Consider the following 24,426-nt stretch of genomic DNA (forward strand, 5'->3'; position numbering starts at 1 on the left):
CGCCAAAAAGGCAGCAGCACCAGCCAAGAAGGCCGCTCCCGCCAAAAAGGCAGCAGCACCAGCCAAGAAGGCCGCTCCTGCCAAGAAGGTAGCAGCACCCGCCAAGAAGGCTGCCGCTCCTGCCAAGAAGGCAGCTGCGCCCAGCAAGAAGGCTGCCGCTCCTGCCAAGAAGGCCGTAGCCGCCAAGAAGGCCGCCCCTGCACCCGCCAAAAAGGCAGCTCCTGCCAAGAAAGCGGCCAAGGCCCCAGCCCCTGCGCCAGCTGCAGCCGCAGCCGCTCCCGCAGCGCAGACCACGCTGAACCCTCAGGCAGCATGGCCCTTCCCCACGGGCACCAAGCCGTAAGTCTCTGGCTTACGCGCTTCGCGCTCAACCCGGTGCTTCGGCACCGGGTTTTTTTATGCCCGAACGGAAAGCACGGGACGCGCCTCCTGCACCGTGCGTGGCACCGGCACAGCGACGCAATCCATCAGGCATCCAATGCGCTGCGCGCCACCCGCGGCGCATGAAACTGGTGCGCCATGGCCAGTGCCCCCGCGCAAGGGCCGCCCCGCCGCATATGCGGCGCTTCGCTTGCGTGCGCTGGGGGCATCCCCCTCCCAGATTGCGAAGCGAACTGAGAGAGGCGTGAAGGCGCGCAGCGCCTCCGGGGGCACTTCAACTCACGCGGGCTGGAAGTCCAGCGTGTAGCTTTGCGGACCGCGCTGCGCGATCTTGAGGGCTCCGACCCGGTTGCCCAGTTCCGCACACTTCACCAGCGACCAGCCGCGCTCCAGGCCGAACAGTAGCGCACCGCGCCAGGCATCGCCGCAACCCGTGGGGTCCACGACAGCAGCCGGCACCACGGCGGGCACCAGCGTCTTCTCGCCCTTGACCCATACCTCGCAGCCTTCGCCACCCAGCGTCACCACCAGGCCGTCGACGCGCTGCGAGATCTCCGCCAGGCTCCAGCCCGTGCGTTCGCTGAGCATCTTGCCTTCGTAGTCATTGACGGTGACCCAGGTGGCCTGTTCGATGAAGCGCGAGAGCTCGGCGCCGTTGAACATGGGCAGGCCCTGGCCAGGATCGAAGACAAAGGGAACACCGGCCGCCACCAGCTGCGCCGAATGCTCGAGCATGGCATCGCGGCCATCGGGCGCGATGATGGCCAGGCGGATGCCATCGCCGGACTCGATGCGGCTGGCATGGGCCTGCATCATGGCGCCGGGGTGGAAGGCCGTGATCTGGTTGTTGTCGCGGTCGGTCATGATCATGGCCTGGGCGGTGTGGACGTCTTCCACCTGGCCCACGAAGCGGCGGCTGATGCCCAGGGTGTCCAGGCGCTGCAGGTAGTCGGCACCGTCGCTGCCCAGCATGGCCATGGGCAGGGGCTCGCCGCCCAGCAGCTTCAGGCTGTAGGCGATGTTGCCGGCGCAGCCGCCGAAGTCGCGGCGCAGCGAGGGCACGAGGAAAGACACGTTGAGGATGTGCAGCTGCTCGGGCAGGATCTGCTCGGCAAAACGGCCCTCGAAGGTCATGATGGTGTCGAACGCCAGGGAACCGCAGATGAGGGCAGCCATAGTAGGAAGAAGGTAGAGAGAGGGTTGGAGGAAGGAAAGGCCCCTGTCCGGCGGGATCAGGGATAGAAGGTCATCACCCGGTAGCCCGACACCCGCGAGGCGCCCGAGGTCACCACCACCGAGACCGAGGTGCTCCACTCGCCGCGCGCCGCCAGCTCGACCGGCGCTGCGAGGTCGGCCGGCAGCAGCACGCGCCGCAGCACAGGCTGGTCCTGGGCGTCGGTGAGCGTCAACTCCACCGCCGGCATTTCCAGCGGTATCTCGGCACGGCTCTTGACGGTGAGCGCCAGCACATAGCCATCGCCGCGCGCCTTGTTGAAGGACGAGCTGTCGATCACCAGGTCGGCAATCTGGCGCTGGGGGGCCAGCGTGCAACCCACATGCGCGCACAGCTGCTGCAGCCAGGGGCGCGAGCGGCTGTCCATCGCGGCGATGCGGTTGCGCTCGTGCACGGCGACCTGCAGGGCCAGCACCCCGAGCAGAAGAACCAGCACCAGCGCCAGCACGCTGCGCACCAGCGGCCGGCGCCAGAAGGCCTTGCGCCGCGCAGCCCGCACGAAGCTCACTTCCTCGGCACCGGAATGGCCGGCCGGCAGCTCATCGTCTTCGTCGGGGTCCAGGGCCGCCGCCGCTGCAGGCCCGCGCGCGCCGCTGGCGCCATCGGGTCGGGCGGGTGCCGATGCCGGAAAGACCGGATCGGGCATCAGCTCGAAATCCGCATCGGCGGGAAAGGGCGTCACGGAGTCGGAAAACCCGCTGGTGGACGATGGCGAAGCCACGGGCGTGCGCCGTGGCCCAGGTTCGGGCACCGCGTCGACATGGCCGAACAGCGGCACGCCGTCATCGTGGTCGTCGTCCTCTTCGTCCGGCACCAGGAAATCGCGCTGCGCCGCCGGGACGGCCGGCGGCAGGTCCAGGGACGGATAGGCACCCCCATCGCCCGGGCCCTCGGGCAGGGACATGATCTCCGTGTCCGGGCCATCGTCGCCGTAGCCGTCACGATCGACCGCAGGCAGGGAATCGGAAAAATCCGCCACCGGCAGTTCGTAGCCGGCAGGCAGCGCCATGCCCTCGGCGGCCGGATCCACCACCTCCCTGGGCCGTGCCGCCGGGCTCGCCACCGGGGCCAGGTCGGCCAGCAGCGAGGCGGCCAGGCCGGGCAGCACACGGCTCTCCTCGCGCGGCGGCGGGGGGACGAACGCGGCGGCGGCAGCAGCAGGCGGCACAGCCGCCGCGGGTGGCGTGGCGGGTACCGGGGGCGCCAGCGGCGCAACCGGCACCACAGGAGCCAGCGGCACAAGGGGGGCCAGGGGCGCCAGCGGCACCGGGGCACGCCAGCCAAAGGTCTGCAAGGGCTCCAGGCTCAGCCCATCGGCACCGGGTGCCACCGCGGGCGGGCGCGTGGCCGACAGGAACGCCGGAACCGTGGGGGCGGGAATATCGAACGCCTCGCCGACCCGGGCGCCGGAGGAGCCCGCCGCAGACGCAGCAGGTGCCACGGGCGAAGGCATGGCCGGCACCGGCGCCGGGACAGGTGCCGCTGGCTGGGCCACGGCACGGCCCGCAGCAGGCCGGGGCGCGGGCGGGTCGAACACGCCCCAGGCGCCCCGCTCTTCGGCGGGCCGGGACACGACCACAGGTGGTGGGCGCGTGTCGGTGAGCGACACGTCGGGCAGCATCGGCGGAGGCGGCGCAGCCACCAGGTAGGCCGCCGCATCGAACACCTCCTTGCACTGCCCGCAGCGCACCCAGCCTTCGGAAATGCGCAACTGGTCGGCGACCACCTTGAATTGGGTCGCGCAGGCCGGGCAGCGTGTGATCTGGCTCATCTGCGGTCGATTGTAGGGTGCGGCATGTACCGCCCCGCACCTGGCATCAGCGCGATGCCGTCATGAGGATCCAGCCGTCCTCGGTGTCCGCCACCTCGAGCTTCACCCAGGGTGCGTAGGCCTCCTTGAGCTCGTCCGCCTGACGGGCCAGGATGCCGGCCAGCACCAGGTGGCCGCCGGGCGCCACGTGGTTGCACAGCAGGGGCGCCAGCACGCGCAGCGGCGTGGCCAGGATGTTGGCCAGCACGGTATGGTACTGGCCGCTGGCCTTGTCGGGCAGGCCGGCGCGCAGTTGCACGCCATTGGCCTGCGCATTCAAGACCGTCGATTCGACCGCCGCCGTGTCGATGTCCACCGCATCGATGTCGGTGGCACCGAACTTGGCCGTGCCGATGGCCAGGATGCCCGAGCCGCAACCGTAGTCGAGCACGCGGCCGAAGGCGGCTGCGCCCTCGCCAGTTGCGCCCTTGCGGGCGATCCAGCGCAGGCACATGCGCGTCGTGGGGTGGGTGCCGGTGCCGAAGGCCAGGCCCGGGTCCAGACGGATGCTGCGCACGGCCGCGGCCGGCAGCTCGTGCCAGGTGGGAACGATCCAGAAATCGGGCGTGATGTCCACGGGCGCGAACTGCGACTGCGTGAGCCGCACCCAGTCCTGGTCGGCCACCTCGGCCACGCCCAGCACCTGGCAGCCCTCGAAGAAGTCCTGCACCGACAGCAGTTGCTGCGCCTCGGCCGCGGCCTCGCGCGTGGGGAACAGGGCCACCACACGGCTGCGCTGCCAGCCATCCTTGGGCGGCGGCATGCCGGGCTCGCCGAACAGGGCCTGCTCGGCATCGGTCTGCGCGTCGGCATCCTCGACCGAGACGCTGAGCGCGTCCAGCGCGTCCAGCGCGTCACTGACCGGCTCGATCCGGTCTTCGGGGCACATCAGCATCAGCTCGAACATGGGCACAGGCCTCTCAGAAAAAATGAAATGCCGGCCCCCGTTGCCAGGGGCCAGCATGTGGATCAACCAACGGGAAGGCCGCTCAACGTTTGTGTTGGGACAGCCACTCTTCCAGGTAGTGGATGTTGGTGCCGCCGGCCATGAACTTGGCGTCCACCATCAGCTCGCGGTGCAGCGGCACATTGGTGTTGATGCCTTCGATCACGGTCTCCGACAGCGCCGTGCGCATGCGCGCCAGCGCCTGTTCGCGCGTATCGGCGTGCACGATGATCTTGCCGATCATCGAGTCGTAGTTCGGCGGCACGAAGTAGTTGGTGTAGGCATGCGAGTCCACGCGCACACCGGGCCCGCCCGGTGGATGCCAGGTGGTGATGCGCCCTGGTGAGGGGGTGAACTTGTACGCATCTTCCGCGTTGATGCGGCACTCGATGGCATGGCCCCGGATCTCGATCTGGCGCTGGGTGAAGGGCAGCTTCTCGCCGGCGGCGACCATGATCTGCGTGCGCACGATATCCACGCCCGTGATCCATTCGGTCACCGGGTGCTCCACCTGCACGCGCGTGTTCATCTCGATGAAGTAGAACTCGCCGTTTTCGTAGAGGAACTCGAAGGTGCCCGCACCGCGGTAGCCGATCTTCTTGCACGCAGCAACGCAGCGCTCGCCGATCTTCTCGATCAGCTTGCGCGGGATGCCCGGGGCCGGCGCCTCCTCGATCACCTTCTGGTGGCGCCGCTGCATGGAGCAGTCGCGCTCGCCCAGGTAGACCGCATTGCGGTGCTTGTCGGCCAGGATCTGGATCTCGATGTGGCGCGGATTCTGGAGGAACTTCTCCATGTACACCGCAGGATTGCCGAACGCAGCCCCGGCCTCGGCCTTGGTCATCTGCACGGCATTGACCAGCGCGGCCTCGGTGTGCACCACGCGCATGCCGCGGCCACCACCGCCGCCGGCGGCCTTGATGATCACGGGATAGCCCACGGCCTTGGCGATGCGGCGGATCTGCACCGGGTCTTCGGGCAGCTCGCCCTCGGAGCCGGGCACGCAGGGCACGCCCGCACGGATCATGGCCTGCTTGGCCGAGACCTTGTCGCCCATGATGCGGATCGACTCGGGCGTGGGGCCGATGAACTGGAAGCCGCTCTTTTCCACGCGCTCGGCGAAGTCGGCGTTCTCGGACAGGAAGCCGTAGCCGGGGTGGATGGCTTCGGCATCGGTCACTTCGGCGGCCGAGATGATGGCCGGCATGTTGAGGTAGGACAGGGGCGAGGGCGCGGGGCCGATGCACACCGCCTCTTCGGCCAGCTTGACGTACTTGGCGTCGCGGTCGGCCTCGGAATAGACCATCACGGCCTTCACGCCCAGCTCATGGCAGGCGCGCTGGATCCGCAAGGCGATCTCGCCCCGGTTGGCAACAAGGATCTTCTTGAACATGCGCGCCTTATTCGATCACGAACAGCGGTTGTCCGTATTCCACGGCCTGGCCGTTCTCACCCAGGATGCGGGTGACCGTGCCCGACTTGTCGGCCTCGATCTCGTTGAGGATCTTCATGGCCTCGATGATGCAGATGGTCTCGCCTTCCTTGACCTGGCTGCCGATCTCGACGAAGGCCTTGGCGCCGGGGCTGGACGAACGGTAGAAGGTGCCGACCATGGGCGACTTGACCACATGGCCTGCGGGCGCGGCCGGGGCCGGGGCGGGCAGTTCGGCCACGGGGGCGGCTGCAGCCTGGGCAGGGGCAGGAGCCTGCTGCATCGGCGCTGGTACATACTGCTGGACCACGGCGCCGCCGCTCTTGACGATACGGACCTTGCCCTCGGCTTCCGTGATTTCGAGTTCGGACACATTCGACTCGGAGACGAGGTCGATGAGGGTTTTGAGTTTTCGCAGATCCATGAAAGCTCCAACGGCTAAAAACTGAACAGGGCGCGAATTTACTCCAAATTCGGCCTATGCCCGTCTTTGGGCCACAATTTTGATGAACGCCAGAGCGCCAAAGGGCCATTCAGGCCTGGAATAAAGGGCCTCGAAGGCCCGCCCCGCCTAGCGCAGGGCCGACCACTGCTGCAGATCCTGCGCCGTGACCTGGCCCATTTTACGGTGCAGCACCCGGCCTTCCCCGCCCAGCACCACCGTGAAAGGCAGCCCGCCGGTGAGGTTTCCGAGCGAGCGACCCAGGTCGGTGCCCTGCATGCCGGCCAGTCCGACGGGGAATTTCAGCGGTAGCCTGGCCAGGAACTTGCGCACCGAAGACGGCTGATCGATGGCCAGGGCCACCACCTGCCAGCCTTTGGGCGCCTGTTCGCGGTAGAAGGCATTGAGCATGGGGAGCTCTTCGACGCAGGGAGCGCACCAGGTGGCCCAGAAGTTGATGAGCAGCGGCTTGCCCAGGAAGCGCTGCAGCGCCAGGGTGGCCCCGTCCGGCGTCTCGAACTCCAGGGCCCACAGGGCCTTTTCGGCCCCACTGTCCATGGCATGGGGCTGGAACTTCCACCACGCCACGCCTGCGCCGCCCACGGCGGCCGCGCCGGCCACGCCCGCATACAGCCAGCGGCGGCGGGCAGGATCGGCGGGAGTGGCGGAGGCTGCGGGCTGGGATATCTCGGGAGCGGGGGTCGTCATGGAGCAGGGGATTCCGTATCTTGGAGCAGGTGGCGCACGGCCGTGATGTCACCGCGGGGGGAGCGCCTCTTGGCATCGGGCCGCAGCGCACCGCGCAGGTCATCGAGGTCGTAGATCAGCAGATGGACCCCGATGATCTCACCCAGTTCCGGCGATTTGCTGCCCAGGCTCAGCGCCTCGACCGATTCGCCATGGAAGCCGGACACCGTGCGCGGTTCATAGTCCACATGGTGGTCGATGAGCGCAATTTCGGCCGACTTGGAGTCATCGCAGAACAACTGCAGGTAAATATCCGACAGGCGCGTGGCCGTGCCATGCCACACGGCGCCACCCAGGTGGGGCCTGAAAGCCGCCATGCGCTCCATCCAGACCAGGGCCAGCTGGCGCAAAGCACGCAGCTCGCGTGGCTGGGTATCGGCGCAGAACAGGGCAATGTACTCGCGCACGGCCTCCTCCACCTGGTCGTTGCCGGGCAGTGCCGTGCGGGCAGGCAAGCCCATTTCGCGCAGCGCACGGCGCTTGGCGGGGCCCCACTCCATCCCTTCCTCGACGACGATGCGGGCGGTGGTATTGGCGATTTCGGCACTCAGAGGTGTGTTCATGGCGCAAACCAGGCAGTGGAGGCTCCATTGTGGCGCGAACGCGCTTTCGGGGTCGTCCACATGCCCCCACAGCAGCGCTGCCCACAGGGCCATGACGCTCGCAGGACTATCAATTTCATAGCTCCCCAGGCAGGCCGCCCCTGCTGCGCGAGGCCCCTGGTTTGAAAAGTAGAATCGTCGACCATGCATATACACATACTGGGCATCTGCGGCACCTTCATGGGCGGCCTCGCGGCCCTGGCCCGCGAAGCGGGCCACCGGGTCACAGGCTGCGACGCGGGCGTCTACCCCCCCATGAGCGACCAGTTGCGCGCCCTGGGGATCGAGCTGATCGAAGGCTTCGGCCCGGAGCAGCTGGGCCTGGAACCCGACATGTTCGTGGTCGGCAATGTGGTCAGCCGGGTGCGACTGGCCGATGGCACGCCCAAATTTCCGCTGATGGAGGCCATCCTGGAGGCCGGCCTGCCCTATACCAGCGGCCCCCAGTGGCTGGCCGAGCAGGTGCTGCAGGGCCGGCATGTGCTGGCCGTGGCCGGCACGCACGGCAAGACCACCACCACCTCGATGCTGGCCTGGATTCTGGAGAGCGCAGGCCAGCAGCCCGGTTTCCTGATCGGCGGGGTGCCGCTGAACTTCGGCGTCTCGGCACGCCTGGGCGCGGCCGCACGGCCGCACGCCGGTGACGGGGCGCTGGGCACCAGCCCGCTGTTCGTGATCGAGGCCGACGAGTACGACACGGCCTTCTTCGACAAGCGCAGCAAGTTCGTGCACTACCGGCCACGCACGGCGGTGCTGAACAACCTGGAGTTCGACCACGCCGACATCTTCGACGACCTGGCCGCCATCGAGCGCCAGTTCCACCACCTGGTGCGCACCGTGCCGCCCTCGGGCCGCGTGGTGGTCAACGGGCTGGAGGAAAGCCTGGCGCGCGTGCTGCACGCCGGCTGCTGGAGCAGCGTGAGCAGCTTCGGCACGGCGGTGGGGGATTTCTCGGCCGTGGGCGAGCCCCATGCCTTCGACGTGGTGCAGCAGGGCCGCACCGTGGCGCGCGTGGAGTGGCCGCTGACCGGCGTGCACAACCAGCTCAATGCACTGGCCGCCATCGCCGCCGCCCACCACGTGGGCGTGGCGCCCGAACAGGCAGCGCGGGCATTGGGTCAGTTCCAGAACGTCAAGCGCCGCATGGAACTGCGCGGCACGGTGAACGGCATCGCGGTGTACGACGATTTCGCCCACCACCCGACGGCGCTGCGCACCACGCTCGACGGCCTGCGCCGCAGCCTCCCGGCCGGCGCGCGCATCCTGGCGGTGTTCGAGCCGCGCAGCAACACCATGAAGCTCGGCGCCATGAAGAGCCAGTTGCCCTGGGCACTGGAGCCCGCTGACCTGGCCTTCTGCCACACTGCCGGGCTGGACTGGGACGCGGCCGAGGCCCTCGCCCCCCTGGGCGTGGGGCCGGGTCAGCGGGCGCAGACCGCCCCCGACATCGACACGCTGGTGGCCCAGGTCAGTGCCGCGGCACGCCCCGGCGACCACATCGTGTGCATGAGCAACGGCGGCTTTGGCGGCGTGCACGCACGCCTGTTGCAGGCGCTGGCCCAATAGGAATCAGAAGGTCACGGCCATTGCAGGGACGTCGATCCGCACCACGGGGCGGGCAAGTGCCGCACTGGCGGCGCGTGCGAAATCGCGCGACCACTGCACATCACCCATCAGCGGGCTGCCGGCGGCCTGGGCCACGGTGAGCACCTTGTCGGCCAGCAGCACCTTGCCGCTGGCGCGCAGGGGCTCGCAGTCGAGGCTGGTGAACTGGTCGTCCAGCCAGCGGCGCCCTTCCTCATGGGTCATGGGCTCGGCGCTCGCGAGGTCAAAACGGAATTCCTGGTTGCCCGCCAGGCGGACGGAGACTTCGCTGTGCATGGGGTGCCTTTCTTGTAAGCGGAGGTGGAAGACCCCGCCGCCGCACAGGGTCAGCGCACGGGGCCCTCCATGGCCAGAAGCTTACACGCAGGCCGATGCTCAAGCGGCCCTGCGGGCTTGCACGGCAGCGGAAAGGTCGGCCAGCGATTGCAGCGAATCGTCCCAGCCCAGGCAGGCGTCGGTGATGCTCAGGCCATAGGTCAGCGCCGCGGCATCGTCCTTGCCGGGCGTGAACTTCTGCGCGCCGGCCGTGAGGTGGCTCTCGATCATCAGGCCGAAGACGCTGCGCGAGCCGCCTGCGATCTGGCCGGCCACGTCGCGCGCCACGTCCATCTGCTTTTGGTGCTGCTTGCTGCTGTTGGCATGGCTGCAGTCGACCATCAGGGTGGCGGGCAGCTTGGCGGCTTCGAGGTCCTTGCAGGCCGCGGCCACGCTCTCGGCGTCGTAGTTGGGGGCCTTGCCACCGCGCAGGATGACGTGGCAGTCCTTGTTGCCATTGGTGTTGACGATGGCGACCTGGCCGTTCTTGTGCACCGACAGGAAGTGGTGGCCGCGGCTGGCCGACTGGATGGCATCGGTGGCGATGCGGATGTTGCCGTCCGTGCCATTCTTGAAGCCGATGGGGGCCGACAGCCCCGAGGCCAGCTCGCGGTGCACCTGGCTTTCGGTGGTGCGCGCACCGATGGCGCCCCAGGAGATCAGGTCGCCGATGTACTGGGGCGAGATCACGTCCAGGAACTCGCTGCCCGCGGGCATGCCCAGGCGATTGATGTCGATCAGCAGCTGACGTGCTATGCGCAGGCCCTCGTCGATGCGGTAGGTCTCGTCGAGGTAGGGGTCGTTGATCAGGCCCTTCCAACCCACCGTGGTGCGCGGCTTCTCGAAGTAGACGCGCATCACGATCTCCAGCGTGTCCTTGTACTGCTCGCGCGCCACCTTGAGGCGGCGCGCGTATTCGAGCGCCGCCACTGGATCGTGGATGGAGCAGGGACCGATGATGACCAGCAGGCGGTCGTCCTCGCCGGCCATGATGTTCTGGATGTTCCTGCGGGTCTGGGTGATCAGCGATTCCACCGGCGTGCCGCTGATGGGGAAAAAGCGGATCAGGTGCTCTGGAGGGGGCAACACGGTGATGTCCTTGATACGTTCGTCGTCGGTCTGGCTGGTTTTCTCGACGCTGCGGTACCAGGCATCGCTGGTGGGGTTGGCATGGGCCGTCATGTTGTCTTCCTCGTGGGCTGCAAAGTGGATGGAAATGGGGAGGGCAGAAAAACAAAAACCGCCGGGCTTTGCAGCGTCGGCGGTTGGTATGGTGAGGTTGTGTGTGCTTGCGCGTTCGCCTCTCATCCGCCGGGGACTGAGATAAAAAACCAAAAATAAAACGCGCTGCGAACTTGCATGGCAATCAATGTAGCACAGTCTTGCCGCATTGCAACAACCCCCGTGCGTTGCGAAGACGCAACGCCATGGCGGCTTGCAAGGCAATCCTGGGCGACCAAGGAGCCGAGAAAAATCAGCTGCGCAAGCGCCGCAGCCAGGCAGCCGCGCGCTGCAATGCCGAGCGCGGGGGCGGTGGCTCGCTGGGCAACTCGCTCACCGGCTCGCTCTGGTGCTCGTACATGTCCACCAGCAGCAAGGCCTCTCCCAGGGTGCGCCAGGCGAGCAGCTCGAACTGGTCGAAGCAGGCGCTTTCGCGCGTGTTGCGCTGCTCCAGCGCCTGCTGCCAAGCGGTGATGGCATTGCGCAGCTCGCGCAGGGCCCGCTGGTAGGCACCGAACTCGTAAAGCGCATGCCAGGCCGAGCCCAGGCCGGTGAGGAACAGCTGGTGCTCGCGCGCGCAGTGCGAAAGCCCCACCACCCGGCGCGTGATGGCCGCCGTGTCGGTGCTGGTGCGGCGCGTGCGCACCGCCTCGTCGATGTGGGTGGACAGGCCGCTCAGGCTGTCGCGCAGCTGGCGCGAATCCTCATCGGCCACGCTCTCGCGCAAAAAACGGCTGATGTCGCCAAACGACTGAAGTGTGTGCTGCAGACTGGGGCGCGTGGCAGGCATGCCGAGATTGTGCGCCGCCCAGGCCCCATGCGGCTACGTGCAAGCCCCAGGCACACCATTTGGCAGGTGAAGACCGGCCAATTGCGGGCAATGGGCAGCGCGAATGGTGTGGCTACGCAACAATTGGCGAGGCGGCCGTAAGACCTCCGGGGCCTCGCCTTCGCTTGCGCCAGGCATCGTTCAAAGCCTCTGAACCAGCGCGGCCCAGGCCAGCGCCCCCGCGCAAGGGCCGCCCCGCCGCGCTGGGGGCGTCCCCCTCCCGACTCGCGCAGCGAGTCGAGAGAGGGGGAAGGCGCGAAGCGACTCAGGGGGTGCTTAAGCTGTTCCGCCGACCGTCAGGCCTTCGATGCGCAGCGTGGGCTGGCCCACGCCCACGGGCACGCTCTGGCCTTCCTTGCCGCAGGTGCCCACGCCGCTGTCGAGGCGCATGTCGTTGCCGATCAGGGTCACTTTCTTGAGCGATTCGGGGCCGCTGCCGATGATGGTCGCGCCCTTCACGGGGTACTGGATCTTGCCGTTCTCGACCCAGTAGGCTTCGCTGGCCGAGAACACGAACTTGCCCGAGGTGATGTCCACCTGGCCGCCACCGAAGTTGGAGGCGTACAGCCCCTTCTTGATGCTGGCGATGATCTCCTGGGGATCCTTGTCGCCGCCGAGCATGTAGGTATTGGTCATGCGCGGCATGGGGATGTGGGCATAGCTCTCGCGCCGGCCGTTGCCGGTGGGCGCCACGCCCATCAGGCGCGCATTCATCGAATCCTGGATGTAACCCTTCAGGATGCCGTCCTCGATCAGCACGTTGCGCTGGCTGGCGTTGCCCTCGTCGTCCACGTTGAGCGAGCCGCGGCGGTCGGCAATGGTGCCGTCGTCCAGCACCGTGACCCCCTTGGCCGCCACGCGCTGGCCCACCCGGCCGCTGAAGGCCGACGAGCCCTTGCGGTTGAAGTCCCCCTCGAGCCCGTGGCCGATGGCCTCGTGCAGCAGGATGCCGGGCCAGCCCGAGCCGAGCACCACCGTCATCTCGCCCGCAGGCGCCGGGCGCGATTCGAGGTTGACCAGGGCCGCGTTCACGGCCTCGTCCACGTACTGGCCCATCTGCTCGTCGTCGAAATAGGCCAGCCCGAAGCGGCCACCGCCGCCAGCGGAGCCCATTTCGCGGCGTCCGTTCTGCTCGGCAATCACCGTGACCGACAGGCGCACCAGCGGGCGCACGTCGGCGGCCAGGGTGCCGTCGGCACGCGCCACCAGCACCACGTCGTACTCGCTGGCCAGGCCGGCCATGACCTGGGCCACGCGCGGGTCCTTGGCGCGGGCGCGCTTTTCCAGGCGTTCGAGCAGGGCCACCTTGGCCGTGCTGTCGAGGGTGGCGATCGGGTCCACGCCCGGGTACAGGCTGCGGCTGGTGGCGATCTTCTGCGACGCCACCTTCACCCGCCCGGCCTGCGACGCCGCGCCGATGGTGCGCACCGTGCGCGCGGCATCGAGCAGCGAGGCCTCGGAAATGTCGTCGGAATAGGCGAACGCCGTCTTCTCGCCGCTCACGGCACGCACGCCCACGCCCTGGTCGATGCTGAACGAGCCGGTCTTGACGATGCCCTCCTCCAGGCTCCAGCCCTCGCTGCGCGTGTACTGGAAGTACAGGTCCGCATCGTCCACCTGGTGCGTGCGGATCTCGGCCAGCGCCCGGGCCAGGTGGCTTTCATCCAGGCCAAAGGGTGCCAGAAGCAGTTGCCGGGCAACGTCGATGCGCTGGGTGGTGGACGCACGCTGTGGCGCGGCAGTAGAGGAGCTGAAGGTCATGCGGCCATTTTAGGCGCGCGGGCAGGCCCCGTGCGGCGCAGGGGCACCCGCCGGGCCTGCAGGGCGGTGCGCGGGCTCATACGGATTTGCATTCGACCGTACAGATAGGCGGGAGCCGCAGACAGTGCTGTAGCACGGCAAGGCGAACCAACGACGCTATACGGTAGAAGGCAAAACCGTATCAGGCGCTCTGGTCGTCGGCCACCGCGTCGGGTGCGTGGGCCTTGACCGATTCGATCCCCGCTTCGCGCGCCTTCTCGCCCGAGTAGCGCTGGCTCTGGCCGATGACCTGGCCGTTGCCGGCCTTGAGGGTGAAGTAGGGCGAGCCGTCCTTGGCGCACAGCCGGCCGTAGCGGCCATCATCGGCCGCATTCTTGCGCACGGATTCGATGCCATTCAGGGCACTGGCCCGGGATTCGTACAGCTCGCTCGTGAGGATCACCTGGCCGTTGGAGGCCAGCAGGTTGAAGACGAACTTGTCGTTCCTGGACTTCTTGAGCTCGAACTTGGACGCCATGGGAGCACCTCCGTGGGATTGTCGAAAAGCCGCTGTGACCGGCAGTTGTAACCCCAAGCGCCCGCCGTGGCAATGGCGCAAGCACCCGCTCCCGTCTGCCGGCTATGCCTGCATGGCGGGCGGCGCATTCTTGGGGTCCGCGCGCTGGGCGCGCGCCACCGACATCAGGATTCCCAGGGCCAGCCCGAGCGTGACCATGGCCGTGCCGCCATAGCTGACGAAGGGCAGGGGCACCCCCACCACCGGCAGGATGCCGCTGACCATGCCCATGTTCACGAAGGCATAGGTGAAGAAGATCATGGACACGGCGCCGGCCATCAGGCGCCCGAACAGGCTCGTGGCGCCCACGGCGATGGCCAGGCCGCGCCAGACCAGGAGCAGGAAGCAGGTGATCAGGAACAGGTTGCCCGCCAGGCCGAACTCCTCGGAAAACGCCGCGAAGATGAAGTCGGTGGTGCGCTCGGGAATGAACTCCAGGTGGGTCTGGGTGCCGGCCATGAAGCCCTTGCCGAACATGCCGCCCGAGCCGATGGCAATCATGCCCTGGATGATGTGAAAGCCCTTGCCCAATGGATCGCGCGTAGGGTCCAGCAGGGTGCAGATGCGCTGCTGCTGGTAGTCGTGCAGCACAGGCCAGCGCACCCCGTCGGCGCACCACGGGTCGCCCATGACCACCAGGATGGCGATGCCGATGCCGCCGATCAGCACCGGCGGCAGCACCAGCTTCCAGGGCAGGCCGGCAAAGAAGATCACCGACAGGCCGGCCGCCAGCACCAGCAGCGAGGTGCCCAGATCGGGCTGCTTCATGATCAGGCCCACCGGAATCGCCAACAGCAGCCCGGCCGCGGCGAAATCGAGCGGCCGCAGGGTGCCCTCGCGCTTCTGGAACCACCAGGCCAGCATCAGCGGCATGGCGATCTTGAGGATTTCGCTGGGCTGGATCACGATGCCCAGGTTCACCCAGCGCTGCGCGCCCTTCTTGGTGATGCCGAACAGCGCCACCGCCACCAGCAGCGCCACGCCGGCGGCATACAGCGGCACGGCGAACACCATGATCTTCTGGGGCGGCACCTGGGCCACCACGAACAGGATGGCGCAGGCGATGAGCATGTTGCGCCCATGGTCCATGAAGCGCGTGCCATGGTCATAGCCCGAGGAGTACATGGCCAGCAGGCCGGCCCCCGCGAGCAGCAGGATGATCAGCACCAGGGGCAGATCGAAACCGCGGAACAGGGGAAGAAAGCGCTGGGCAAAGGAGGGCTTGTCAAAAACGGCGGCCATCCCCCGATTATCGGCTGGCGGCCAGGGGCCGGGCCGGGGAATGCGCCTCACCCTGCCTGGCGGAAGGCCATCACGGCCTGGTTGCGCAGGGTGCGCAGCAAGCCCAGGGCCTTGTCGTCCACCACGATGCCACCGGCCTCCGACTGGTCGGCATAGATCAGCGCAAAGGTCTGGCCCTTCATCTGCAGCGGCAGCAGCAGGAAGGACGGTGCGTTGAGCCCCGTGCGGTACCACTCGGGCAGGCGCGCCTTGATGCGCGAATCGGTGGCATCGTTGATCAGCGTGTCCGCCGCGCGCAGGCAGACGGCCGCGAACAGGTCGCCCGGCACCTTGAGCGGCACCCGCATGGCGCGCACGGCGGCCTCGCTGCCCTCACCCAGTCCGAAGCGGCCCACCAGCACCTCGGTGCGCGCATCGCGCAGGCAGAACACCATGCGCCGGAAACCCAGTGCCCGGAACATGGTCTCCAGGATCATGCGCAGCACGTCGTTGAGCGCAAAGGTGTCCACCATAGCATTGGTCACGTCCTGCACCCCCGCGGCCAGCACCTCGTTGACCTGGGCCACCGAAACGGCGCCCCCTGCCTGCGAGGCCAGCACCGCCGGCAGTGGCGGCGCCTCTCCAGCGCCGAGTTCATGGGGCGCCAGCGCGTCTTCCGGCATGGCGGCGGCCCCGTCCTCGTTCGACGGGGGCAGCTGCAGCAGGCGCGCGGCGGGCGTGCCCGGCGGCACCCGCAACTCCAGGGTCTCGGCCAGCGACACCAGCTTGTGGCGCGCGCGCAACGTGGCCTCGGCAATGGCCGCAGGTGCCAGGGCCAGGGTGCGGCTGTAGCGGGTGCCCACGCCCTGCAGGCGCTCGTCGAGCCGGGCCGGATCGCTGTGCAGCAGGATGTCGGCCACCTCGTTGGCAGCCAGCGCCACCCAGCGCAGGCGCTCCACGCCCTGCTCGGGCGGGCGCGCCGTGGGCGAGCCCAGGGGCTTGCGCATGCAGCGCTGCAGGCTCTCGGGCAGGCCCCAGACGCGGGCCACCCCGGTGCCCAGGTCCTCGAAACCCAGGCCCAGCACCTGCATGGCGGCGGTTTCCTCCCCGCCCTCGAGCCGGCCGCCGGCCACCAGGTCGCGCACCTGCTGCGCCTCTTCGGGGAAGTAGAAGCTGCACAGCATGCGCCCCAGGTTCTGGAACATGGCGCCGATGAAGGCCTCCTCGGCCCCCTGCCCCGGCCCGCACAGCTCGGCCGCCACCGAGCCGGCCATCATGGAGCGCAGGAACTCCTCGCGCATCTGCTCGGCATGGGCCTTGTCCTGCATGTGGTCGAGCAGCACCAGGCTCATGGCCATGTTGCGCACGGCATTGAATCCCACCAGGCTCACTGCGCGCGAGACCGTGCTGATGGTGCCGCGCCCCGCGTGGGCATAGTGCACGCTGTTGACCAGGCGCAACAGCTTGTGCGTCAGCGCCACGTCCTTGAGGATCTCGTGCGTGAGGTCGCTGATGCTGTCGTCCTCCGAATGGGCCACGCGCTGGATGCGCGTCACCGAGTCGGAGAGGGCCGGGAAATCGCTCTTGTGGCGCATCCGCCGCAACAGGAAGTCGAGCGTGGCATTGCTGGCGGCCGTCGGAGCGCTCACAGGTGCCGCCCAGGCGCGCAGGGCATCGCGCAGCTCGCTCGCGCCGGCGAAGGGGGCCGCGCCATCCTGGCCCAGGGCGCGCTGCAGCAGGGTGCGCAGGCCTTCGTCCAGGGCGTCGGCGAGCACGATCGGCAGGGCGCGCCCCGCCCCCGCGGCCCCCACCCAGGGGCTGCCGGTCAGCAGGTGCACCAGCACCTGGGCGGCCGAGCGCACATCGTCGGCCGCGCTGGCCTCGGCCTGTCCCTCGCCGAACGCCGGGGCATGCCAGCCAAGGCCCAGCAGCCGGGCGTGGCGCTGCGGGTCGATGGCGACATGCTCCAGGTCCACCCGGCCGTGCACCACGTCCGCGCCATGCGCGGCCTCCAGCGCGTCAAGCACGTCGATCACCAGCGCCACGGCATCGTGCGGCGTGCAGCGGCCCTGGCGGGCCAGGTGCTCGGCCAGCGTGGGGCCCGGCGCCTGCTCGTGCAGGATGTAGGGCTGGCGCGAGAGGACGTCGGCCTCAAGCACGGGCACGATGAAGGCATGGCTCAGGCGGGTGGCACGCTCGGCGGATTCCAGCCAGCGCTCGAGCGCTGCCGCGGCGTGCGGCGGTGCCGCCGCCCACTGCCGGATGGTGACCGGGCGCTTGCCGCGCCGGTCCAGCGCCCGCCACTGGGTGAACTGCCCGTTGACCACCAGTACCTGCTGCAGCTCGAACCGCCCCTGGGGCGCAGGCACCCGGTCCCCGACCACCCAGGCGGAGCGGCGGGCGGGGGAAAGCGGCGCAAAATCGGTCATGGTCGGGAGAATCAGTGCTGGGCGTGGTACCGCAGGCTGCGAAATACACTTTGCAACATCTTATGCCTGTGCAAGGCCTGCCAAGGCAGTGATTCCCCTGCCCCAAAAGCCTGTTACGTTTTTCTGGTCGCCCGCTCCATGAACCGCACCACCCACCTTCTGTACCTGCACGGTTTCCGCTCTTCCCCGCAATCGGCCAAGGCGCGGCAGATGGCCGCCCATGTGGCCGCGCACCCCGGCGTGCATTTCTGGTGCCCGCAACTGCCGCCTTCACCCCGCGAGGCCATGGCCCTGGTGGCCGGCACGGTGGCGCACTGGCCCCGGGCATCGAGTGCGGTGGTGGGGTCCTCGCTGGGGGGCTTCTATGCCAGCTGGGTGGCGCAGCAGCTCTCCTGCCCGAGCGTCATGCTCAACCCGGCCGTGGACCCGGCGCGCGACCTGGCGCGCTACATCGGCGAGCAGACCAGCTGGCACGACCCAGCGGAGCGCTTCTTCTTCCTGCCCGAGTACATCACCGAGCTGCAGGCACTGGACGTGCGCGGCCAGCCGCCCGCAGGCCCCGAGCTGGCCATCATCGCCAAGGGCGACGAGGTGCTGGACTGGCGCGAGATGGTGGCGCGCTACCCGGCCGCGCAGCAGGAGGTGCTGGAAGGCGGTGACCATGCGCTCAGCGGCTTCGAGGTGCACCTGCCCCGGGTGGCCTCATTCCTGCGGCTGTGATTCCGAGGCGCGCGAAGCCGGCGGCACCTTGTTCAGCCAGCGCGCATGGTCCTTGGGGTAGGCGATGCGGTAGCGGCGCAGCTGGTAGGCCGCCTCGGCGTCCTGGCCAAGCATGACCGCGCTGTCGATGCGCCGCTCGATCACGCGGGGTTCGGGCGAGTAGTGCAGCAACTGGCCGGACAGCATGAACACCTCCTGCGCCGTGGCCGGGGTCAGCCCGATGGAGGGCAGGCGGGCGAAGTCCACCTGGTCCTGGAACAGCAGGGACGGCGCCGTCGTGGCCGGCGCCATGTCGCGGTAGGCCGGATCGCGCTTGTCGGGCACCTTGTAGAGCTGGCTGATGCGATGGTAGTCGTTCGCCACCCAGACCAGGAGCACGGCACCGGCGACCAGGGCGATGCCGGCTGCGCCCAGTACCGCCGCGGAGGGGGGCCGCGCCGCGCCGCGGCGCGGCCACAGCAGCGCCACCGCCCCCAGGGCCGCCAGCTGGAAGGGCCCGTACCAGAGCGGGAACTCCAGCATGCTGTGCGCGCCGATGAGGGCCAGGATGCCCCAGGCCAGCTGGCGCACGGGGTCGGTCTCGCTCCAGGGCCGAGCCCGCAGGATGAACACCAGCGTCGCGCCGCACAGCAGCACGGCCGCCGGCAGGCCCAGCTCCACGGCCAGGTGCAGGGGCAGGTTGTGGGCATTGTCCAGCAGCACGCAAAAACGTTCGCCGGGGAACAGGGTGGTGTAGTGCGCGTAGTCGAGTTCGTTCCAGCCCCAACCCGTCCAGGGCTTCTGCGCGATCAGGGTGAGCACGTTGGACCAGAGCACGCGGCGGCTGGTGCACTGGTGGGAATCCCCGGAGAAACGGTTGAACAGGCCCTCGGCCTGAACACCGCTGAAGCTGTGCAGCGCCAGCGGCAGCAGCCAGGCCGCCGCAATGTAGAGCACCACCCCACCCAGCGCCACGGAGAGCGCCATGCGACCGAGCGAGCGGCGCCACCACAGCAGCAGCAGCACGATGACTAGCCACTGCACGGCGCCGGTGCGCGAGGAGGTGGCGGCGCTGGCCAGGGCCAGCACGGTCAATGCCATGCCGAAGGCCAAGCCCACCAGGCTCTCGGGAAGCGGCAACCCCCGGGGGCGTCCATCGCCCTGTGCGCGGGCATGCCACTGCGCCACCGCCCAGGCCAGCGCCCAAGCCCCCAGCGCCACCAGCGTGGCCTGCTGGTTGCGCTGGCGCAGGTTGCCCACCGCCTGGCCGGGGGTGGAGGCATTGATCCAGGGCGCCAGACCCACATCGCCCCCGAAGTACTGCACAAGGCAGATCACGCCCCCCACGACTGCGGCCAGCAGCAGCCCCAGTGCCAGCCAGGTGGCTGCCGTGGTGCCGCCATCGCACAGGTCCGGGTGGCGGCGCGAGCGCAGTGCGCGCAGCCATGCCAGCGCCGCCAGCAGCGTGATGCACGACCACGAGGCCAGCAGCGGCCAGACATTGGTGGACGGAGGGCTGGTGATGGAGAACAGGAAGGGCAGGGCCACTGCCAGCAAAGTCAGCGGTGCGGCAATGGCAGCGATCGGCATCGGGGAGGCGGGCGAGGGGCAGGTTGCGCGGTGAAGGAAGCCGCGAATCATAGAGCCCCGCCCCGTGGCTCGCCGGCCACACGGCGAGTGCGGCCCCAGGTGCCGGGACGCCAGCCCTTATATATTCACCCCCATCGATGCCTCCTGCAGCCCCCGCCCTCACCGGCGTGCACCACCGACATGACCCACCCGCAGCGCGCAGCCTTTTCGCTCCCCCTTCGCCCGCGGGGCTTCACGATGCTCGAGATGATGATGGTCGTCGCCGTGGTCGCCGTGCTGGCCCTGATGGCCCTGCCCTCGTACCAGGACCGGGTCCTGCGCACCCAGGTGAAGGAGGGCCAGGCCATGGTGGAGTTCGTCAAGCAGGCCGTGGCCGTGCACTACGCGCTCAAGAAAACCATGCCCGCCGACAATGCCGCCGCCGGCCTGCCGCCCGAGGACCGCATCGTCAGCACCAACGTGGCCAAGGTCACCGTGGCCGGCGGGGCGGTGAACATCGTCTACGGCAACAAGGCCAACAAGGCCATCGCCGGCAAGATCCTGACCCTGCGGCCGGCCATCGTGCCGGATTTCCCCCAGGTGCCCATTGCCTGGGTCTGCGGCAAGGCCAAGGTACCGGACAAGATGACCGCCCAGGGCCCGGACGCCACCAACATTCCGGCCATTGCCACCCCTCTGGACTGCATGGGCGTGGCAAAGTCCTGACACCGCCGCAAGAGACGCCCAGGCACCCATGGGACAATGCCGCCCATGCATGCATTGTTTGAAGAAGCCGGCAAGTTCATGGCCGGCCGTATCCTGTCCGAGGCCGAGAGCTCGGCCCAAGTCGAGCTTGATTCGGGCAAACGGGTCAAGGTCAAGGCCGCCAACGTCCTGTTGAAGTTCGAGAAACCCGCCCCGGCCGAGCTGGTGGCCCAGGCGCAGGCCGTGGCCGAAACCATCGAGCTGGACCTGGCCTGGGAGTTCGCGCCCGAGGACGATTTCGGCTTTGCCGACCTGGCGCGCGACTATTTCTCCGAAAACGCCACGCTGGTCCAGCAGGCCGGTGCGCTGTTCCGCCTGTACGAGGCGCCGCATTACTTCCGCCGCGCGGGCAAGGGCCGCTTCAAGAAGGCGCCGGCCGAGATCCTGCAGCAGGCGCTGGCCGCCATCGAGAAGAAAAAGGCCGTGCTGGCCCAGATCGACGAATGGGCCGCGGCCCTGGGCCGGGGCGAATGCCCCCAGCCCATCCGCGACCAGCTCTACAAGATATTGTTCAAGCCCGACAAGAACGCGCCCGAGTACAAGGCCGTGGTCGAGGCCAGCCGCGCCACGCACACCGCCCCGCTGGACCTGCTGCAAAAGGCCGGCGCCATCGACTCGGCCTACCAGTTCCACTGGAAACGCTTTCTGTTCGAGAACTTCCCCAAGGGCACGGGTTTCCCGAACCTGGCGGCCCCCCAGCCACCGGACGACCTGCCGCTGGCCAGTGTGCAGGCCTATTCGATCGATGACTCGCAGACCACGGAAATCGACGATGCACTCTCGGTCCAGGGCCTGGGCACGGGCACCGTGGTGCTGGGCATCCACATCGCAGCGCCCGGCCTGGCCGTGCAGCCGGGCAGCGCCATCGACCAGGTCGGTCGCGCGCGCCTGTCCACGGTGTACATGCCGGGCTACAAGATCACCATGCTGCCCGACGAGGTAGTGCAGATCTACACGCTGGACGAAGGCCGCGCCAACCCGGCCGTGTCGCTGTATGTGACGATCAACGAGACCACGCTGGAGATCCTCTCCACCGAGACGCGCCTGGAGCGCGTGCCGGTGGCAGCCAACCTGCGCCACGACCAGCTCGACCACATCGTGACCGAGGCCTGGCTGACCGACCCCAGCGTGCAGGTGGAGGGCACGCCCGCGGAGCTGGCCGTGCGGCGCGGCGAGCTGTCCTTCCTGTTCCGCCTGGCCCAGAGCCTCAAGGCGCAGCGCGAGGTGGTGCGCGGCAAGCCCGAGAACTTCAACCGTCCGGACTACAACTTCCGCCTGGTGGGCAACGACCGCGGCGAGCCCAATGGCTCGGAGCAGGTGCAGATCACCACGCGCCGGCGCGGCGCGCCGCTGGACCTGATCGTGGCCGAGGCTGCCATCGTGGCCAACAGCACCTGGGGCGCCTGGATGGCCGAGCTCGGCGTGCCCGGCATCTACCGCAGCCAGGCCAGCATGGCCCCGGGCGTGAAGGTGCGCATGGGCACCAAGGCGCTGCCCCACGCCGGCATCGGCGTGAAATGCTATTCCTGGGCCACCTCGCCGCTGCGCCGCTACACCGATCTGGTCAACCAGTGGCAGATCATCGCCTGCGCGCGCCACGGCAAGACGGCGGCACTGGCCGCGCCGTTCAAGCCCAAGGATGCGGACCTGTTCTCCATCATCAGCAGCTTCGATGGGGCCTACAGCGCCTACAACGGCTACCAGGCCGGCATGGAGCGCTTCTGGACCCTGAAGTACGTGCAGCAGCACGGCCTCACCGAGCTGACCGCCACGGTCTTCAAGGAAGGCCCGGGCGGCAGCTTCCTGGTGCGGGCGGACGACATTCCGCTGGTGTTCCCGGTGCTGGGTGCCCAGAACCTGCCGCGCGGGGCCCGCCTGCGCGTGAAGCTTGGCGAGATCGACGAGATCACGCTCGACATCCATGGCACGGTGCTGGAACGCCTCGATAGCGACACTGCCGAGACCGGTGCCGACGAGGCAGCGGAGGAGGATGACGACACCGTGGCCGGCCCGATCGCCATCGCGGTGGATGTGAACGAAGCCGAAGCGCCCGCGAGCGCTGATAATCTGACGCCGTGAAACTGCCTGCCTTCCTCCGCACCTTCAGCACGCTGCAGCTTGCGCTCGGCGTATCGATCGCCGTGCATGCGGCGCTCATCACCGTGCGCTTCATCGACCCGGAGGGCTTCAACCGCGTGTTCCAGGACACGCCTCTCGAAGTCATCCTGGTGAATGCCAAGTCCAACGAGCGGCCGGAGAAAGCCCAGGCCATCGCCCAGTCCAACCTGGCGGGCGGCGGCGATGCGGAAAAAGGCCGGGCCACCAGCCCCCTGCCCTACTCGGCACTGACCGCCATGGGGGACGATTTCGAGGAAGCCCAGCGCAAGATGGATGCGATGCAGGAGCAGCAGACCCAGCTGCTCACGCAGCTGCGCAAGCAACTGGCCAGCATGCCACCGCCCGACCCGCGCAAGCCCAGCCAGAGCGCCGAACAGTCGGCGCAGGACGAGAAGCGCCGCCAACTGGTCAAGCTGCTGGCCGAGATCGAAAAGCGCATCAACGAAGAGAACTCACGGCCCAAGAAGCGCTACATCAGCCCTGCCACGCGCGAAGAGGCCTATGCGATCTACTACGACGCGCTGCGCCGCAAGGTCGAGGACAAGGGCACCGAAAACTTCCCCGAGCAGGCCGGCAGGAAGCTCTATGGCGAGCTGACGATGATCGTCACCGTGAACCACGACGGCCGCGTGCTCGAAACCGAGATCGTCCAGGGTTCGGGCAATGCCACGCTGGACCGCCGCGCCGAGGCCATCGCCCGCGCTGCCGGCCCATTTGGCAGCTTCAATACGGAGATGCGAGCCAAGGCCGACCAGATCGCCATGGTGGCGCGCTTTCGCTTCACCCGCGACCAGACGCTGGAAACCACCGTCCGCTGAACCCCGCGCGACGCCCTGGCAGCAGCGCCCCACCCCTTGCATTGTTTGAGATGAGCCAAGCCACCAATCTGTACTGCGTGATGGGCAACCCGGTGGCGCACAGCCGCTCGCCCGCCATCCACGCGCGCTTTGCCGAGCTGACCGGTGAGCACCTGGTCTACGAGCGGCGCCTGGTGGCGCTCGATGGCTTCGCCCAGGGTGTGAGCGACTTCGCGGCCCAGGGCGGGCGCGGCTGCAATGTCACCGTGCCGTTCAAGACCGAGGCGCCGCTGCTGGCCACGCATTGCAGCGAGCGCGTGCAGCTCGCAGGTGCGGCCAATACCCTCGCTTTCCGGCCGGACGGCAGCATCCACTGCGACAACACCGACGGCCTGGGCCTGGTGGCCGACATCACGCGCAATGCCGGCGTGGCCCTGCAGGGTGCCAGCGTGCTGCTGGTGGGCGCCGGAGGCGCCGCCGCCGGCGTGCTCGGACCGCTGCTGCAAGCGGGTGCACGCCACATCACCATTGCCAACCGGACCGTGGCCAAGGCCCAGGCGCTGGTGCAGTCGCACCAGGCCCTGGCCAAAGAGCTGGGTGCGCAGCTCGCGGCCAGCACGCTGGCTGCCGTGCCCGGCGACTTCGACGTGGTCATCAATGCCACGGCCAGCAGCCTGGCCGGCGATGCCGTGCCCGTGGCGGCCAGCGTGCTGCGCCCGGGCAGCCTGGCCTACGACATGATGTACGGCCCCGCGGCCCAGGGCTTCCTCGACTGGGCGGCCGCGCAGGGCGCGGTGCCGCGCGACGGCCTGGGCATGCTCGTGGAACAGGCGGCCGAGGCCTTCGCCTTCTGGCGCGGCGTGCGCCCGCCCTCGGCCCAGGTGCTGGCCGAACTGCAGGCGCAACTGGCGCTGCAGCCGCACTGACCCGCGGCAGCGAAGAAAGAA

Annotated in this window: 22 protein-coding genes; 7 read left to right on the forward strand and 15 right to left on the reverse strand. The window is 68.6% G+C overall.

Features of this window, described 5'->3' with window-relative positions; all coding sequences use genetic code 11:
• Nucleotides 1-343, forward strand: a 343-nt coding sequence (locus tag AC07PF_RS09120; protein WP_494611623.1) for a histone, incomplete at its 5' end; no start/stop codon positions are given.
• A 317-nt stretch (nt 344-660) separates the two neighbouring features.
• Here AC07PF_RS09120 and AC07PF_RS09125 read toward each other — a convergent pair.
• The 7 genes from AC07PF_RS09125 to AC07PF_RS09155 all read right to left on the reverse strand — a co-directional run bounded on the left by AC07PF_RS09125 (nt 661) and on the right by AC07PF_RS09155 (nt 7,555).
• On the reverse strand, nt 661-1,557 hold the full coding sequence (locus AC07PF_RS09125; RefSeq protein WP_494611624.1) for a carbohydrate kinase family protein: 897 nt from the start codon (nt 1,555-1,557) through the stop codon (nt 661-663).
• A gap of 56 nt (nt 1,558-1,613) precedes the next feature.
• A complete protein-coding gene (locus AC07PF_RS09130; RefSeq protein ID WP_494611625.1) occupies nt 1,614-3,386 on the reverse strand; it encodes a zinc-ribbon and DUF3426 domain-containing protein in 1,773 nt (590 codons plus the stop codon).
• Between the two features lie 46 nt (nt 3,387-3,432).
• On the reverse strand, nt 3,433-4,332 hold the full coding sequence (gene prmA, locus AC07PF_RS09135) for a 50S ribosomal protein L11 methyltransferase (protein WP_494611626.1): 900 nt from the start codon (nt 4,330-4,332) through the stop codon (nt 3,433-3,435).
• An 82-nt stretch (nt 4,333-4,414) separates the two neighbouring features.
• Nucleotides 4,415-5,764: an acetyl-CoA carboxylase biotin carboxylase subunit gene (gene accC / locus AC07PF_RS09140; RefSeq protein WP_007861132.1), complete on the reverse strand. Its 1,350-nt coding sequence runs from the start codon at nt 5,762-5,764 to the stop codon at nt 4,415-4,417.
• 7 nt (nt 5,765-5,771) lie between these two features.
• Nucleotides 5,772-6,227 (reverse strand): acetyl-CoA carboxylase biotin carboxyl carrier protein, encoded by a 456-nt coding sequence (accB, locus tag AC07PF_RS09145; protein WP_007861134.1) that lies wholly within the window; start codon nt 6,225-6,227, stop codon nt 5,772-5,774.
• Between the two features lie 147 nt (nt 6,228-6,374).
• Nucleotides 6,375-6,953, reverse strand: coding sequence for a TlpA family protein disulfide reductase (locus AC07PF_RS09150; protein ID WP_494611627.1), 579 nt, complete (start codon nt 6,951-6,953; stop codon nt 6,375-6,377).
• Nucleotides 6,950-7,555 (reverse strand): hypothetical protein, encoded by a 606-nt coding sequence (locus tag AC07PF_RS09155; protein WP_494611628.1) that lies wholly within the window; start codon nt 7,553-7,555, stop codon nt 6,950-6,952. Before AC07PF_RS09155 ends, AC07PF_RS09150 begins: the two co-directional genes overlap by 4 nt.
• A 183-nt stretch (nt 7,556-7,738) precedes the next feature.
• Between AC07PF_RS09155 and mpl the strand changes: the two genes are divergently transcribed.
• Entirely contained in the window at nt 7,739-9,160 is a 1,422-nt protein-coding gene (mpl, locus tag AC07PF_RS09160) for a UDP-N-acetylmuramate:L-alanyl-gamma-D-glutamyl-meso-diaminopimelate ligase (protein ID WP_494605601.1), read from the forward strand.
• Between the two features lie 3 nt (nt 9,161-9,163).
• On the opposite strand, the gene AC07PF_RS09165 is transcribed toward mpl, so the two are convergent.
• The 7 genes from AC07PF_RS09165 to AC07PF_RS09195 form a co-directional block, all read right to left on the reverse strand.
• Nucleotides 9,164-9,475, reverse strand: coding sequence for a hypothetical protein (locus AC07PF_RS09165; protein WP_494611629.1), 312 nt, complete (start codon nt 9,473-9,475; stop codon nt 9,164-9,166).
• Nucleotides 9,476-9,574: 99 nt separating this feature from the next.
• Nucleotides 9,575-10,696, reverse strand: a complete 1,122-nt coding sequence (locus AC07PF_RS09170) for a 3-deoxy-7-phosphoheptulonate synthase (RefSeq protein ID WP_494605599.1) — start codon at nt 10,694-10,696, stop codon at nt 9,575-9,577.
• 292 nt (nt 10,697-10,988) lie between these two features.
• Nucleotides 10,989-11,525 (reverse strand): hypothetical protein, encoded by a 537-nt coding sequence (locus tag AC07PF_RS09175; RefSeq protein WP_007861145.1) that lies wholly within the window; start codon nt 11,523-11,525, stop codon nt 10,989-10,991.
• 315 nt (nt 11,526-11,840) lie between these two features.
• Nucleotides 11,841-13,325: a metalloprotease TldD gene (gene tldD, locus AC07PF_RS09180; RefSeq protein WP_494605596.1), complete on the reverse strand. Its 1,485-nt coding sequence runs from the start codon at nt 13,323-13,325 to the stop codon at nt 11,841-11,843.
• Between the two features lie 181 nt (nt 13,326-13,506).
• On the reverse strand, nt 13,507-13,842 hold the full coding sequence (locus AC07PF_RS09185) for a YegP family protein (protein WP_007854175.1): 336 nt from the start codon (nt 13,840-13,842) through the stop codon (nt 13,507-13,509).
• A 102-nt stretch (nt 13,843-13,944) separates the two neighbouring features.
• Nucleotides 13,945-15,123, reverse strand: coding sequence for a rod shape-determining protein RodA (gene rodA, locus AC07PF_RS09190; protein ID WP_007854173.1), 1,179 nt, complete (start codon nt 15,121-15,123; stop codon nt 13,945-13,947).
• A 47-nt stretch (nt 15,124-15,170) separates the two neighbouring features.
• Entirely contained in the window at nt 15,171-17,531 is a 2,361-nt protein-coding gene (locus tag AC07PF_RS09195; protein WP_494611630.1) for an HDOD domain-containing protein, read from the reverse strand.
• A 138-nt stretch (nt 17,532-17,669) separates the two neighbouring features.
• On the opposite strand from AC07PF_RS09195, the gene AC07PF_RS09200 reads away from it, so the two are divergent.
• Nucleotides 17,670-18,251: a YqiA/YcfP family alpha/beta fold hydrolase gene (locus AC07PF_RS09200; protein WP_494611631.1), complete on the forward strand. Its 582-nt coding sequence runs from the start codon at nt 17,670-17,672 to the stop codon at nt 18,249-18,251.
• On the opposite strand, the gene AC07PF_RS09205 is transcribed toward AC07PF_RS09200, so the two are convergent.
• Nucleotides 18,234-19,820, reverse strand: coding sequence for a PglL family O-oligosaccharyltransferase (locus AC07PF_RS09205; RefSeq protein WP_494611632.1), 1,587 nt, complete (start codon nt 19,818-19,820; stop codon nt 18,234-18,236). The genes AC07PF_RS09200 and AC07PF_RS09205 overlap by 18 nt on opposite strands.
• 180 nt (nt 19,821-20,000) lie before the next feature.
• On the opposite strand from AC07PF_RS09205, the gene AC07PF_RS09210 reads away from it, so the two are divergent.
• The 4 genes from AC07PF_RS09210 to aroE are packed head-to-tail and all read left to right on the forward strand — an operon-like array spanning nt 20,001 to nt 24,405.
• Nucleotides 20,001-20,525 carry a pilin gene (locus tag AC07PF_RS09210; RefSeq protein ID WP_494611633.1) on the forward strand — a complete coding sequence of 175 codons (525 nt, stop codon included), beginning with the start codon at nt 20,001-20,003 and terminating at the stop codon, nt 20,523-20,525.
• Between the two features lie 45 nt (nt 20,526-20,570).
• Nucleotides 20,571-22,643, forward strand: coding sequence for a ribonuclease catalytic domain-containing protein (locus tag AC07PF_RS09215; RefSeq protein ID WP_494605587.1), 2,073 nt, complete (start codon nt 20,571-20,573; stop codon nt 22,641-22,643).
• Entirely contained in the window at nt 22,640-23,500 is an 861-nt protein-coding gene (locus AC07PF_RS09220) for an energy transducer TonB (protein ID WP_007854157.1), read from the forward strand. The genes AC07PF_RS09215 and AC07PF_RS09220 overlap by 4 nt, the downstream gene beginning before the upstream one ends.
• A gap of 50 nt (nt 23,501-23,550) precedes the next feature.
• Nucleotides 23,551-24,405: a shikimate dehydrogenase gene (gene aroE / locus AC07PF_RS09225; RefSeq protein ID WP_494611634.1), complete on the forward strand. Its 855-nt coding sequence runs from the start codon at nt 23,551-23,553 to the stop codon at nt 24,403-24,405.
• The last annotated feature ends 21 nt before the right edge of the window (nt 24,406-24,426 follow it).

It is taken from the genome of Acidovorax sp. GW821-FHT10A04 (assembly GCF_059415825.1).

What these genes read in the sequence shown, in the direction of transcription:
- AC07PF_RS09165 (WP_494611629.1), bottom strand. Translation starts at nt 9,475, where the DNA reads ATGCACAGCGAAGTCTCCGTCCGCCTGGCGGGCAACCAGGAATTCCGT.
- prmA (WP_494611626.1), bottom strand. Translation starts at nt 4,332, where the DNA reads ATGTTCGAGCTGATGCTGATGTGCCCCGAAGACCGGATCGAGCCGGTC.
- AC07PF_RS09185 (WP_007854175.1), bottom strand. Translation starts at nt 13,842, where the DNA reads ATGGCGTCCAAGTTCGAGCTCAAGAAGTCCAGGAACGACAAGTTCGTC.
- AC07PF_RS09155 (WP_494611628.1), bottom strand. Translation starts at nt 7,555, where the DNA reads ATGAACACACCTCTGAGTGCCGAAATCGCCAATACCACCGCCCGCATC.
- AC07PF_RS09130 (WP_494611625.1), bottom strand. Translation starts at nt 3,386, where the DNA reads ATGAGCCAGATCACACGCTGCCCGGCCTGCGCGACCCAATTCAAGGTG.
- AC07PF_RS09210 (WP_494611633.1), top strand. Translation starts at nt 20,001, where the DNA reads ATGACCCACCCGCAGCGCGCAGCCTTTTCGCTCCCCCTTCGCCCGCGG.
- tldD (WP_494605596.1), bottom strand. Translation starts at nt 13,325, where the DNA reads ATGACCTTCAGCTCCTCTACTGCCGCGCCACAGCGTGCGTCCACCACC.
- AC07PF_RS09125 (WP_494611624.1), bottom strand. Translation starts at nt 1,557, where the DNA reads ATGGCTGCCCTCATCTGCGGTTCCCTGGCGTTCGACACCATCATGACC.
- aroE (WP_494611634.1), top strand. Translation starts at nt 23,551, where the DNA reads ATGAGCCAAGCCACCAATCTGTACTGCGTGATGGGCAACCCGGTGGCG.
- AC07PF_RS09150 (WP_494611627.1), bottom strand. Translation starts at nt 6,953, where the DNA reads ATGACGACCCCCGCTCCCGAGATATCCCAGCCCGCAGCCTCCGCCACT.
- AC07PF_RS09215 (WP_494605587.1), top strand. Translation starts at nt 20,571, where the DNA reads ATGCATGCATTGTTTGAAGAAGCCGGCAAGTTCATGGCCGGCCGTATC.
- accC (WP_007861132.1), bottom strand. Translation starts at nt 5,764, where the DNA reads ATGTTCAAGAAGATCCTTGTTGCCAACCGGGGCGAGATCGCCTTGCGG.
- rodA (WP_007854173.1), bottom strand. Translation starts at nt 15,123, where the DNA reads ATGGCCGCCGTTTTTGACAAGCCCTCCTTTGCCCAGCGCTTTCTTCCC.
- AC07PF_RS09200 (WP_494611631.1), top strand. Translation starts at nt 17,670, where the DNA reads ATGAACCGCACCACCCACCTTCTGTACCTGCACGGTTTCCGCTCTTCC.
- AC07PF_RS09195 (WP_494611630.1), bottom strand. Translation starts at nt 17,531, where the DNA reads ATGACCGATTTTGCGCCGCTTTCCCCCGCCCGCCGCTCCGCCTGGGTG.
- mpl (WP_494605601.1), top strand. Translation starts at nt 7,739, where the DNA reads ATGCATATACACATACTGGGCATCTGCGGCACCTTCATGGGCGGCCTC.
- AC07PF_RS09170 (WP_494605599.1), bottom strand. Translation starts at nt 10,696, where the DNA reads ATGACGGCCCATGCCAACCCCACCAGCGATGCCTGGTACCGCAGCGTC.
- accB (WP_007861134.1), bottom strand. Translation starts at nt 6,227, where the DNA reads ATGGATCTGCGAAAACTCAAAACCCTCATCGACCTCGTCTCCGAGTCG.
- AC07PF_RS09175 (WP_007861145.1), bottom strand. Translation starts at nt 11,525, where the DNA reads ATGCCTGCCACGCGCCCCAGTCTGCAGCACACACTTCAGTCGTTTGGC.
- AC07PF_RS09205 (WP_494611632.1), bottom strand. Translation starts at nt 19,820, where the DNA reads ATGCCGATCGCTGCCATTGCCGCACCGCTGACTTTGCTGGCAGTGGCC.